Consider the following 11,628-nt stretch of genomic DNA (forward strand, 5'->3'; position numbering starts at 1 on the left):
CGAAAACCCGGCCCGTGATCTATCGTCGAAGGGTGCCTGAAGAGCGGATAACGGTCGAAGTCGAGGGGCGGCGGCTCGGGCTGTCCAATTTGGACAAGGTGCTCTACCCGGCGCACGGTTTCACCAAACGCGAGGTGCTCGACTACTACCGCCGTATCGCCCCCGCCCTGCTCCCGCATCTGCGAGACCGGGCAGCCACGTTCCGCCGTTTCCCGGACGGTGTCGACGGCGAACCGTTCTACGAGAAGAACGTTTCCCGGCACGCGCCCGACTGGGTGCGCACCGCGCGGCTCACCAACCGCGGCCGCCGGGGCGGTGAGGAGACGCTCGACTACCCGGTGGTCGGCGATCTCCCGACGCTGATGTGGGCTGCCAACCTCGCGGCGCTGGAACTGCACGTTCCACAGTGGACCGTCGGACCGCGTGGCGCGCGGAAATCGCCCGATCTGCTGGTGTTCGATCTCGATCCCGGCCCGCCCGCGGACGTCGTCGACTGCTGCCGGGTCGCCGAGACGCTCAGCGAGCTGCTCACCGAGGACGGGCTGACCGTCTACGCGAAGACCAGTGGCAACAAGGGAATGCAGCTGTACTGCCCGGTGCGCACGCGGTCCGACGAACGGACTTCCGAGTACGCCAAGGCGGTCGCGGAGGAGCTCGCGCGCCGGTCACCGGAAACCGTGGTCGCCCGCATGACCAAGGCGATCCGCCCCGGCCGCGTGTTCATCGACTGGAGCCAGAACAACACCGCCAAGACCACCATCGCGCCCTACTCCCTGCGCGGCCGCGCCATCCCGACCGTGTCCACCCCGGTGACCTGGGAGGAGGTCGAGGCCTGCCGCAAGGCCGCCGACCTGCTGTTCACCGCCGACCAGGTGATCGAGCGCGTCGAGGAGATGGGCGACCTGTTCGGCGACATCGCGGAGCACCGCGCCGCCGTTCCCGCCCGATGAGGCGAAATTGTCCGAAACAGGACAGGCGCTCCGAAAGACCACTGTGGACTCCTGTCCGTTCCGCATACCATCGGCGGATCGGGCGCGCGGGGGTGCGCGCCCACCGTACTGGCGCCCTCGGTGCCGGTGAGGATGTGGCTGTTGACCGGATATCACACGCTTGCCGAAACCGAAAACGCCGTACGGGCGAAGCTGGGCGGAATCCCCCTGCTGTGGGAGCGGATGGAGGCGATGGCCAACCTCCACCGCGCCGCCACGGCGGTGCGGCTGCACTTCGAGAACTCGGTCCTGCGCACCGCGGGGCTCACCTGGACCGCGTTCGTGGTGCTCTGGGTGGTGTGGATCTTCGGTGAGAAGGAGACCCGGCACGTCGCCGCGGAGTCCGGGATCACCAAGGGCACGCTGACCGGGGTGATGAAGACCCTGGAGGCGCACGGTCTGGTCACCCGGCGCAAACATCCCGTCGACGGACGACTGGTGCTGCTCGCGCTGACGGCCGAGGGCGAACGGCTGATGCGGGAGCTCTTCCCGGAGTTCAACCAGGAGGAAGCGTTCGTCACCGATCGGCTCAGCCCGGCCGAGTGCACCGAGTTGGCGGTATCGCTGCGGGAGATCGTCAAGCAGCTGGAGGACAAGGGCGAGGAACGGCGTCAGGCGGCGGCGACCCGGGGGAGCTGAGCCCTACCGAAGACGGTTGCGCCACACCTCCGATGACTCCTACGTTTTTTGGAGCCGAACGATCGAAGGGCGCCCTTGATGGACTTCCGGTACTGGCTGGGTCAGGCGTTGACGTCGCACGAGGCGTGGGCGGAGACGTTCACCCCCGTGCGGCCGCATCCGTCCTTGGAGATCTCCGACAGCCGGTTCGAGACCGCCTTCGAGGAACTCGCCGAGCGGTTGAAGGACAACTACCCGTTCTTCCACCCGTCCTACGCCGGCCAGATGCTCAAACCGCCGCATCCGGCCGCGGTGGTCGGTTACCTGACCGCGATGCTGGTCAACCCGAACAACCACGCGCTCGACGGCGGCCCGGCGACGGCCGAGATGGAACGCGAGGTCGTCCGTCAGCTGGCCACGATGTTCGGCTACGCGGAGCACTTGGGGCATCTGACCACCAGCGGCACGGTGGCGAACCTCGAAGCGCTGTTCGTCGCGCGCGAAACGCATCCGGGCAAGGGGATCGCCTACAGCGCCGAGGCGCACTACACGCACGGCCGGATGTGCGGCGTCCTCGGCGTCGAGGGGCACACGGTGCCCGTCGACGCCCGTGGCGCGATGGATCTCGACGCGCTCGAAGAGCTGCTGCGCACCGGGAAGATCGGCACCGTGGTGGTCACCGCGGGCACGACCGCGCTCGGCACGGTGGAACCGGTCCACGAGGTGGTGGCGCTGCGCGAACGCTACGGCATCCGGGTGCACGTGGACGCGGCCTACGGCGGGTTCTTCCGGCTTCTGTCCGGTTTGGACGGTCCGGAAGGGCTGCCCGAAGCGCCGTGGCTCGCCATCGCCGAGGCCGACTCGATCGTCATCGACCCGCACAAACACGGCCTCCAGCCCTACGGTTGCGGCGCGGTGCTGTTCAAGGACCCCGGGGCCGGCCGGTTCTATCTGCACGATTCGCCCTACACCTACTTCACCTCGGAAGACCTGCACCTCGGCGAGATCAGTCTCGAATGCTCCCGGGCGGGCGCGGCCGCCGCCGCGTTGTGGCTCACCTTCCGGCTGCTGCCGCCCACTCCCGACGGCCTGGGCCGGGTGCTCGCGGCCGGGCGCCGCGCGGCGTTGCGGTGGGCGAAACTACTGGAGGACTCCGAGCGCTTCGACCTGTACCAGCCACCGGAACTCGACATCGTCGCCTACTTCCCGCGCACGGAACCGCTTTCCCTGTCGAAGATCGACGAGGCGAGCGAGCGGATCATGCGGGTCGGCATGGCCGCGGCCAAGGATCCGGTGTTCCTGAGCACGCTGCGGGTGAGCGAGCCGCAATTCGGCCTGCGTCACACCGGGGTCGACGCGGATGCGGACGGCGCGCGGATCCTGCGTAGCGTGCTGATGAAACCCGAAAGCGAAGACCACGTCGACCGGCTCCACGAGCGGCTGGAAGAGTTGTCCCGCCGTTGAGCACCGATCTGCCGCCGCGAACGAATGGATCAGCCATGCCCGCACCAGGTCCCGCCGAACCCGTGACCGCGATCGAGACCCGATCGCTCGGTACCGGTTTCCGGCGGCGGCACGTCACCATGCTGGCGATCAGCGGGGCGATCGGGGCGGGGCTGTTCGTCGGCACCGGCGCCGGGATCAAGACCGGGGGTCCCGGCATCCTGCTGTCTTACGTCGTCGCCGGCCTGCTCATGGTGCTCGTCATGCGCATGCTGGGCGAGATGGCGGCCGCCGAGCCGAGCAGCGGTTCGTTCTCGGTGTACGCGGAGAAGGCGCTCGGGCGCTGGGCGGGGTTCACCGTCGGCTGGCTGTACTGGTCGCTGCTGGTGGTCGTGGTGGCCGCCGAGGCCACCGCGGCGGCGGGGATCGCGAACGGGCTGCTGCCCGCGATTCCACAGTGGACCTGGGTGCTGCTGTTCATGGCGGTGCTGACCGTGGTGAACCTGTTCGCCGTGCGGTCGTTCGGGGAGTTCGAGTTCTGGTTCGGTGCCATCAAGGTGACCGCCGTGGTCGGCTTCCTCGTGCTCGGCACGCTGGCGGTGTTCGGGATCCTGCCGGGGACGTCGCCGGTCGGCCTGAGCAACCTCACCGGGCAAGGCGGCTTCCTTCCCAACGGTCTCCAGGGCGTGCTGACCGGCCTGCTCGCGGTCGCGTTCTCCTTCGGCGGCATGGAGCTGGTCACCATCGCCGCGGCGGAGTCCGACGATCCCGCGGGGTCGATCCGCCGCACCACGCGCACGGTCATCGTGCGGCTCCTGCTGTTCTACATCGGCTCCGTGGCGCTGATGGTGCTGTTGCTGCCGTGGGAGTCCGCTTCGGCCAACGCCAGCCCGTTCGTGACCATCCTGGAGAAGATCGGAGTGCCGTCCGCGGCGCTGCTGATGAGCTTCGTCGTCCTGACTTCACTGCTCTCCGCGCTGAACGCGAACCTTTACGGTGCCTCGCGGATGGTGTTCTCCCTCGCCGATCGCGGTGAAGCGCCGCGCGCGATGCTGAAGCTGTCCGGCGCGGGCGTTCCCCGGACGGCGGTGCTGTCGTCGGTGGCCTTCGGTTTCGTGGCCGTGCTGCTGAACTTCCTCGCCCCCGAACACGTGCTGCCGTTCCTGCTGAACGCCATCGGGGCGAACATCCTGCTGGTCTGGATCTTCGTCGCCATCTCCCAGCTGCGGCTGAGGAAGCGGGCGGAAGCCGACGGCACGGCCGCCGACCTGCCGGTGCGGATGTGGGGTTTCCCGTGGCTCAGCTGGGTCGCCCTGATCGCGATGGCGGGCGTCCTCGTGCTCATGTGGACCGACGCCGACGCCCGGGCGCAGCTGTTCACCAGTGGCGCGGTGGCCGTGCTGATCGTGGTGATCAGCCTGCTCAGGCGACATCAGCGACGCTGAACAGTTCGCGTTCCACCCGGCCCAGCGCCAACCGGAGCGCGCCGAGCGCCACCGAGTCTTCGCCGAGCATCGACGTCTCGACGCGCACCGGGAACAGGCACAGCCGGGCCAGTTCGGTACGCAGCGGCGCGGTCAGCGAGAGCCCGCCGCCGATCACCACCAGTTGCGGGTCGACCGTGAGCACGGTCGCGGCGACGAGTTCGAGGAACCCGCCGGTCCGCTCCAGGGCGCGGATCTCGCCCGCCGCGCCGTTGTGGCCGTCGTGCAGCTTGCCGCCGAGCAGCAGGCCCAGCGAGACGGTGCGCCCCGCTCGCACGTAGACGACGTCGTCGACGCCGTGTGCGGCACCGCGCCAGTGCTCGGCCAGCGTCGCGAGCTTGGTGTCGTTCCCGGCCAGCACCGGGCAGCCGCCGCCGAACTCCGCGGGCAGGTCGAGGCCGGTCCAGCCGGGAAGGCGATCACCGTGGACGACCTTGCCGCCGGACACCACGCCGGTGGTGCCGACGCCGAGCACCCGCAGGTTCGCGTGGCCCGCGACGGCGGCGCCGAGCACCTGGTGAGCGGTGGCGAGCCTGCCGGGCGCGTCCAGCTCCGGGGTGAGTTCGGCCCTCGCCCTTCCGACGACCTTGCCTCGCAGGTCGGCGACCAGACACAACGCCTGGTGCGGGCCGACTTCGAGGCCGGCGACGTGCCCCGCCTCGGGGCGGAAGCGGTACCGCTTGGCGGGCCTGCCCACCGGACGCGGCGCGTCGGGGGAGAGCGGGACCTCCTCGACCAGGCCCTGTCCGCCGAGGTCCGCGGCGATTTCCTCGACCGTCGGCCGGGAGACCTCGCTCGCCTTGACCAGTTCCGCGAGGGTGAGTTCCTCGGCCGCGTACAGCGCTCGCAGGACGGCGATGGCGTTGAGCCGCCGCAACAGTGACGGATCCCCTCCGGACAGTCTGGCCATGCGGCTCCCTAGGCGTTGACGCGTTTGTCGTACTGGGCGCGCGCGACGGCGATCTGGCTCTGGTGGTCCTCGGTCCAGCTGACCAGCGACTGGATGGTCTTGTGCAGCGTGATCCCCATCGGCGTCAGCGCGTACTCGACCCGGGGCGGTACGACCGGATAGACGGTCCGGTTCACGAGCCCGTCGCGTTCCAGATGACGCAGCGTGGTGGTGAGCATGCGCTGGCTGATGCCGTCGATCTTGTACTTCAGCTCGGTGAACCGGAGGGTGTTCCGGTCGAGGAGCGCGATGACCAGGAGTGACCACTTGTCCGCCACCCGGTCCAGGATCTGGCGGACTTCGCAGTCCTCCCGGGTGTCCCACTGGAAGGCCTCGTAGTCCTCCTCGGTGAGTTCACAACGACTAGGTGAGTTCAAAGTGCCTTCTTCCATGGTCATCGATGGTGACGGAAGATCCCCTTGGTTACAAGAGGGAACCGACCGGCAGAGGAGTAACCGTCGGTCCCGTGTCCACCGAGGGAGAACAGACCTTGACCACAACGCGAACGCCCCCGAGCGCCACCGACCGGATGAGCGGCCGGGCCTGGGGCGTGCTCCTGGTGCTGTGCGGCGCCATCTTCCTGGAGGGCATCGACGTCGCGATGCTGAACGTGGCGCTGCCGACCATCCGGGCCGAACTCGGCCTGTCGACGGCGACGCTGAGCGGCGTGGTGAGCGCCTACGTGCTCGGCTACGGCGGCTTCATGCTGCTGGGCGGCCGCGCCGCCGACATGTACGGCCGCCGCCGCATGTTCCTCACCTGGCTGGTGGTGTTCCTCGTCTTCTCCGGGCTCGGCGGGTTCGCCACCGAGGGCTGGATGCTGCTGCTCGCCCGGTTCGTCACCGGCGTCGCCGCGGCCTTCATGACCCCGGCGGGCCTGTCGATCATCACCACGAGCTTCGAGGAAGGGCCCAAACGCAACAAGGCCCTGCTGTTCTACGCCGGTACCGGGGCGGGCGGTTTCTCGCTCGGCCTGGTCATCGGCGGGCTGCTGACCAGGATCGACTGGCGCTGGGTGTTCTTCACGCCGGTGATCCTGTCCGCCGTCATCCTGGCCGCCGCGCTCTGGCTCATCAAGGAACCCGCGAACCAGGAGCGCCCTCCGCGGCGCCTGGACCTCGCCGGAGCCATCACCGTGACCGTGGCGATGCTGTTGATCGCCTACGCGGTGGTCCGGCTGGAACACCCCGGGCAGGGCTGGGGCTGGACGGTCGCGTCCTTCGCCGGGGGAGTGGCGTCGCTGGTGGCGTTCGTGGCCATCGAACGACGCTCGCCCGCGCCGTTGGTGCGGCTGGGCATCCTGAAATCGGGCCCGCTGGTGCGGGCGAACGTCAGCGCCCTGCTCTTCGCGGGTTCGTTCTTCGGGTTCCAGTTCCTCGTCACGCTGTACCTGCAGGAACTCCGGGGCTGGTCGACGCTCGAGACCAGCCTGGCGCTGCTGGCGGTCGGGATCGACGCGATCCTGGCGCCGACGCTGACCCCGCGGCTGGTGGCGAGGTTCGGCAACACGCGGCTGATCTTCGGAGGCTTCGTGCTCGCCGCCGTGGCGTACGCGCTCTTCCTGCCACTGGGCCTGGACTGGACGTACGCGGCAATGTTCCCGTCGATGATCATCCTGGGCCTCGGGTTCGCCCTCGCCTACGGCCCGCTGACGATCGTCGCCACCGACGGGATCGCCGAGGACGAGCAAGGACTGGCGGGCGGACTGCTGTACACCGCCTTCCAGTTCGGTGCGGCGCTCGGGCTCTCCGCGGTGACCGCCGTCAACGTCGCCGTTCTCGGCGACGGCTCGCCGGGCGCCGCGCTCGGCGGATACCGGGCGGCGCTGGTCGTGCCGCTGGTGATGGCCGTCCTCGCCGCGATCGTCATCGCGTCCGGTCGTCAGCGCGTTTCGGTGAAGGAAGCCAGATTGGCCAGCGAGGAGGCGATCCCGGCCTCGTGATCCGCCTGGCCGATGCCGGACGGCACGTCCGTCGCGGTGACGGTCACTTCGGTGCCGTCATCCGCGGCGGTGAGCCGCCAGGTCATCGTCATGGTGCCCGCGAAGGCCGGGTCGCCGGACTCGAAGACGGCCAGCTGCACCACGCGTTCCGGCCGCACCAGGTCGGCGAACCCGACTTCGACGACGTCCGTCGCGTCCGAGGACTTGCCCGGAGCGGCGGACGCGTCGAGGTAGGTGAGGATCATCCGGAAACCGCCACCGGGCCGCGGATCCCAGCGTTCGATCCGGCCGCGCATGCCCTCGGGCGGCAGCCAGGCTTCGAGGGATTCCCGGTCGAGCAGGGCGTTGTAGACGGCCTCGGGTGGTGCGGCGATCACCCGGCTGCCGCTGTCGATCCTGTCCATCCTCCCGATTCTAGGGCGGATAGGCTGATCATCGCGGATCACGGACGTCGGTGGTCCGGGGAGGGGTGATCCACATCGAGTACTTCGTCGCCTGGTCCGCCTTCCTCGGCGGCTGGCTCCTCGTCGCCGGGCCCATGTACCAGGGCGCGCTGGAACTGCGCGAGGAAAGCGAACGGTTCGAAGACCTCCGTTCGGTCGAGACACGCCGTCCCGCCGGCGGCACCCCCACCTCGCGCTGGTGGTGGCTGATGCCGCCGGTGGCCGTCATCAAGGAACGCCGTCGCCGGAAGAAGGCGCAGCGCGAGTTCATGAAGACGCTCTCGGCGAGCCAGCGGCGCACCATGACCACCTTCGCCAACAAGGCCAAAGGCTGGTTCATCGTGTGCGCGGGCGCCTTCTTCATCGCCCTCAAGGAGACGTGGCACCTGCACCATCTGTACCACTGGCCTTTGTGGACCTACTTCGCGCTCGTGCTCGTCCCGCTGGTGCTGAGCTTCGTCCACACGACACGCGGTGTCCGGCTCACCGTCCTCATCATGGGTGCCGAGGAGTGATGGTGTCGCGGGTGATCGACTCGACCTTCTCCTGCGCCTTCTTGGCGTCCGTGACCCACAGCTTGTAGAAGTCGAACGGGCAGTCCGCGACACCCTTGTCGCCCTCGTCGGCGTCCTGCACGCCGGTGTAACCGCGGTGCAGCAGCTTGAAAATGTGGTTCTGCGACTGGTCGTAGGTCCGTGCGTCGCGGATCGCCGACACCGACAGCTGGGCGTACTGGATCCCGTATTCCTCTTCGCCGGTCTCGCCGAGCGTGCGCCCGTCGAAGCCGATGATCGCGGAGTGGCCGAAGTAGGAATAGACGCCGTCGAAACCGGCGGCGTTCGCCACGGCCACGTAACAGTTGTTGGCCCACGCCATCGCCTTGGCCATCAGGACCTGCTGCTCCTTGGCCGGATACATGTAGCCCTGGCAGCGCACGATCAGTTCCGCGCCCTTCATCGCGCAGTCGCGCCAGATCTCCGGGTAGTTGCCGTCGTCGCAGATGATCAGCGAGATCTTCAGGCCCTTGGGGCCGTCGCTGACGTAGGTCTCCTCGCCGGGGTACCAGCCTTCGATCGGGCACCACGGCAGGATCTTGCGGTACTTCTGGACGATCTCGCCGCGGTCGTTGATGAGCACGAGGGTGTTGTACGGCGGTTTGTTCGGGTGGTCCTCGTGCCGTTCGCCGGTGATGGAGAAGACGCCCCAGGTCTGCGCTTCGCGGCAAGCGGCGGCGAAGATTTCGGTCTCCTCGCCGGGAATCGTGGCCGCGGTCTCGTACATCTCCTTGGGGTCGTACATGATGCCCTGCGTCGAGTACTCGGGGAACACCACGAGGTTCATCCCGGGAAGCCCGGATTTCATGCCCACCACCATTTCGGCGATCTTGCGGGCGTTGTCGAGGACTTCGGCCTTGGTGTGCAGCCGCGGCATCTTGTAGTTGACCACCGCGACGCCGACCGTGTCCGGGCTGGCGGAAATGTCACCGTGTCGCATGAAGACTCCTTTTCTCCGACTGGGTTTTCAGGACGTCGAGTGAACCGGCCACCGCGACCAGCGCGACGGCGACGGCGGCCGCGAGCAGCGCCGTCCCGCCGTCGCTGCGGTAGGCGCCGGTCAGGCCGAGGAAGGCGGGCAGCGTGCAGGTCGGCTGGCTGAGCAGGAGGACGGTCCAGCCGGTGAACCGCGTCAGCCGTTCCTTGCCGAGGCCGAGCACCAGGAAGAACAACCCCCACAGCAACGCCCAGGACAGCCAGATGACGCCGAACACCGGATCGTCGTCGTGCCAGAACGCGATTCCCGCGTAGACCACGGCGGCGCCCGCCACGAAGAGCGAGAACCAGCCGATGCCTTCGGGTTCCAGGCCGGCGAGGTTCGCGATGCCGACGTACAGATAGGTGAAACCGAACAGGTACAGGCCGGACGCCGCGAGAACAGCGTCCGGGTTCCCGCCCGCCTGGACGATCAGCACGGTCGGGGTGACGCACTGCAGCGCGCCCACGAACAGGTTCAGCACCGCTGCCGAACGTGGTGGTATCCGGCCGAGCAACATCAGGCCGTTGATCATCAAGGCGGCGCCGACGTAGAGCAGGCCCACGTTGCCCATGCTCACCTCCACTGCGTCACATGGAATATTTTCAAATGAAAGTATGTGGTGAGTGGTGGTGAGTCAAGGGAAGGAAGTTCAGAGCCGGGTGAGGACTTCGAAGTCGTAGCCGTCGGCGACCGCGAGATGGACGTGCTGGTCGGCCTGCTGCCCGCGGAACTCGACCGTGCCGCGCGGCCCGTGGTAGGCGACACCGTCGATCGCCGCGTTGAGCGCGGGCAGGTCCGGCGTCCCCGCCCGCCGGACGAGTTCCGCCAGCGTGTGCAGTCCCTCGTAACAGGATTCGGCGGCGTTGTTCAGGGCCGGGGCGCCTGGGCCGTTGCGATCGACGTAGCGGCCGAGCAGGTCCATCGCGTCGGCGGTGACCATGGACCGGAAGTAGGCGGCGGAGACGTAGAGGTTGGCCGTGGCGTTCGCGCCGCTCGCGAGGAGCATGTTCTCCTCCATCAGCGGGCTGAACCGGATCAGCCGGTCGCTGAGCCCGTGCGCGGCGAAGGCCCGGTTGAAGCGCACGGCGTCCTGTCCGACCAGCAACATGAGCACACCGTCGCTTGTGGACCGTTCGACCGAACGGACCACTGTGGACATATCGCCCTCGCCGAGCCCGACGAACGCCTCGCCGGTGATGCGCAGGCCGAGATCCTTGGCGTAGTGCCGGATCGCCCGCGTCGTCCGGTGCGGCCAGACGTAGTCGTCGCCGACGACGAACCAGCGCCGCGCGCCGAGGTTGTCGCGCAGCCAGCGCAGCGCCGGTTCGATCTGGCAGCGCGGGGTCTCGCCCGTGCAGAAGATGCCCGAGCGGCGCTCGCCGCCTTCGTAGAGCGAGGTGTACACGTACGGCACCCTGTCTGCCACGACCGGCGCGAGCGCGTGCCGGATCGACGAGATGTGCCAGCCGCTCACCGCGTCGACCTGCCCGCTCTCGACGAGACGACGCAGATCCTCGGCCACTTGCCCGGGGCTGCCGCCGCCGTCGACCACCTCGGCCTCGACCTGCCTGCCGAGGATGCCGCCGGATTCGTTGAGTTCGTGGACGGCCAGATCCGTGATCGCCTCGCAGGACGGGCCGAACAGCCCGGCGGGCCCCTGCAACGGGACCACCATGGCCACGCGCCAGGTGTCGTCGCGGGTCCGCGTGGCGAGGCGTGGGGGCATGGCGCTCCGTGCGGTGGCCCGGTAAGGTCAAAGTGCTTTCACCTGGAAGTATTGCGAGGGTGTCCGGTTTTGGCAAGGGGACGGGATATGGGCACACGGGGCGTCGCGACGGCGGGACCGTCGCTCACCGGCTCGCTCACCCGGGCCGCGAGGGCCGTCGCCGCCCTGGTCGATCAGGTGCTCGCCAAAGAGGGCCTCACCCTGGACCAATGGCTGGTGCTGGACGCGCTGAGCGGCAAGGGCGGCCTCGCCATGGCCGATCTCGCCGACCGGACGCTGACCACCGGGCCGACCCTGACCAGGGTGGTCGACAAACTGGTGACCACCGCGCAGGCCTACCGCGAGGTCGACGCCGCGGACAGGCGCCGGGTGCTCGTCCACCTCAGCGCCCGCGGCCGGGCGACACACCGGCGCGTGGCCGCGAAGGTGTCCGAGGTGGAAGCCCGGCTCGACGTGCCGGACGAGCTGCTCGTGGCGTTGCGGGGTCTCGGCGACTGAAGC

At 68.7% G+C, this 11,628-nt stretch carries 13 protein-coding genes; 7 read left to right on the forward strand and 6 right to left on the reverse strand.

Going from position 1 to position 11,628, the window contains the following annotated elements; translation table 11 throughout:
* The first annotated feature begins 32 nt into the window (after positions 1-32).
* From ligD to ACLJRM_RS38270, 4 genes are all read left to right on the forward strand, one after another.
* Complete coding sequence (gene ligD, locus ACLJRM_RS38255) at positions 33-950, forward strand: non-homologous end-joining DNA ligase (RefSeq protein ID WP_101605899.1); 918 nt, start codon at positions 33-35, stop codon at positions 948-950.
* Between the two features lie 132 nt (positions 951-1,082).
* Positions 1,083-1,628 carry a MarR family winged helix-turn-helix transcriptional regulator gene (locus tag ACLJRM_RS38260; RefSeq protein WP_101605900.1) on the forward strand — a complete coding sequence of 182 codons (546 nt, stop codon included), beginning with the start codon at positions 1,083-1,085 and terminating at the stop codon, positions 1,626-1,628.
* 78 nt (positions 1,629-1,706) lie between these two features.
* On the forward strand, positions 1,707-3,071 hold the full coding sequence (locus ACLJRM_RS38265; RefSeq protein ID WP_410665838.1) for a pyridoxal phosphate-dependent decarboxylase family protein: 1,365 nt from the start codon (positions 1,707-1,709) through the stop codon (positions 3,069-3,071).
* Between the two features lie 35 nt (positions 3,072-3,106).
* Entirely contained in the window at positions 3,107-4,495 is a 1,389-nt protein-coding gene (locus ACLJRM_RS38270; protein WP_410665839.1) for an amino acid permease, read from the forward strand.
* Here ACLJRM_RS38270 and ACLJRM_RS38275 read toward each other — a convergent pair.
* Both ACLJRM_RS38275 and ACLJRM_RS38280 read right to left on the reverse strand, forming a co-directional pair.
* Complete coding sequence (locus tag ACLJRM_RS38275) at positions 4,473-5,444, reverse strand: ROK family protein (RefSeq protein WP_410665840.1); 972 nt, start codon at positions 5,442-5,444, stop codon at positions 4,473-4,475. The genes ACLJRM_RS38270 and ACLJRM_RS38275 overlap by 23 nt on opposite strands.
* Before the next feature lie 8 nt (positions 5,445-5,452).
* On the reverse strand, positions 5,453-5,881 hold the full coding sequence (locus tag ACLJRM_RS38280) for a winged helix-turn-helix transcriptional regulator (protein WP_101605904.1): 429 nt from the start codon (positions 5,879-5,881) through the stop codon (positions 5,453-5,455).
* 92 nt (positions 5,882-5,973) lie between these two features.
* On the opposite strand from ACLJRM_RS38280, the gene ACLJRM_RS38285 reads away from it, so the two are divergent.
* Positions 5,974-7,425, forward strand: coding sequence for an MFS transporter (locus tag ACLJRM_RS38285; protein WP_410665841.1), 1,452 nt, complete (start codon positions 5,974-5,976; stop codon positions 7,423-7,425).
* Here ACLJRM_RS38285 and ACLJRM_RS38290 read toward each other — a convergent pair.
* Positions 7,365-7,829 carry an SRPBCC family protein gene (locus ACLJRM_RS38290; protein WP_101605906.1) on the reverse strand — a complete coding sequence of 155 codons (465 nt, stop codon included), beginning with the start codon at positions 7,827-7,829 and terminating at the stop codon, positions 7,365-7,367. The two genes, ACLJRM_RS38285 and ACLJRM_RS38290, sit on opposite strands and share 61 nt — an antisense overlap.
* Before the next feature lie 65 nt (positions 7,830-7,894).
* Between ACLJRM_RS38290 and ACLJRM_RS38295 the strand changes: the two genes are divergently transcribed.
* Positions 7,895-8,383, forward strand: coding sequence for a hypothetical protein (locus tag ACLJRM_RS38295; RefSeq protein WP_101605907.1), 489 nt, complete (start codon positions 7,895-7,897; stop codon positions 8,381-8,383).
* On the opposite strand, the gene ACLJRM_RS38300 is transcribed toward ACLJRM_RS38295, so the two are convergent.
* From ACLJRM_RS38300 to ACLJRM_RS38310, 3 genes are all read right to left on the reverse strand, one after another.
* Positions 8,364-9,362, reverse strand: coding sequence for an aliphatic amidase (locus tag ACLJRM_RS38300; protein ID WP_410665842.1), 999 nt, complete (start codon positions 9,360-9,362; stop codon positions 8,364-8,366). The genes ACLJRM_RS38295 and ACLJRM_RS38300 overlap by 20 nt on opposite strands.
* The gene (locus ACLJRM_RS38305) at positions 9,349-9,972 is read right to left on the reverse strand and encodes an AmiS/UreI family transporter (RefSeq protein WP_101605909.1); all 624 of its coding nucleotides are present in this window, start codon (positions 9,970-9,972) and stop codon (positions 9,349-9,351) included. Before ACLJRM_RS38305 ends, ACLJRM_RS38300 begins: the two co-directional genes overlap by 14 nt.
* 78 nt (positions 9,973-10,050) lie before the next feature.
* Complete coding sequence (locus tag ACLJRM_RS38310; RefSeq protein WP_255414909.1) at positions 10,051-11,127, reverse strand: substrate-binding domain-containing protein; 1,077 nt, start codon at positions 11,125-11,127, stop codon at positions 10,051-10,053.
* An 87-nt stretch (positions 11,128-11,214) separates the two neighbouring features.
* Here ACLJRM_RS38310 and ACLJRM_RS38315 point away from each other — a divergent pair, with 87 nt between their 5' ends.
* On the forward strand, positions 11,215-11,625 hold the full coding sequence (locus tag ACLJRM_RS38315) for a MarR family transcriptional regulator (RefSeq protein ID WP_101605910.1): 411 nt from the start codon (positions 11,215-11,217) through the stop codon (positions 11,623-11,625).
* Positions 11,626-11,628: the final 3 nt, after the last annotated feature.

It is taken from the genome of Amycolatopsis sp. lyj-84, assembly GCF_046549075.1.
Lineage (GTDB): Bacteria > Actinomycetota > Actinomycetes > Mycobacteriales > Pseudonocardiaceae > Amycolatopsis.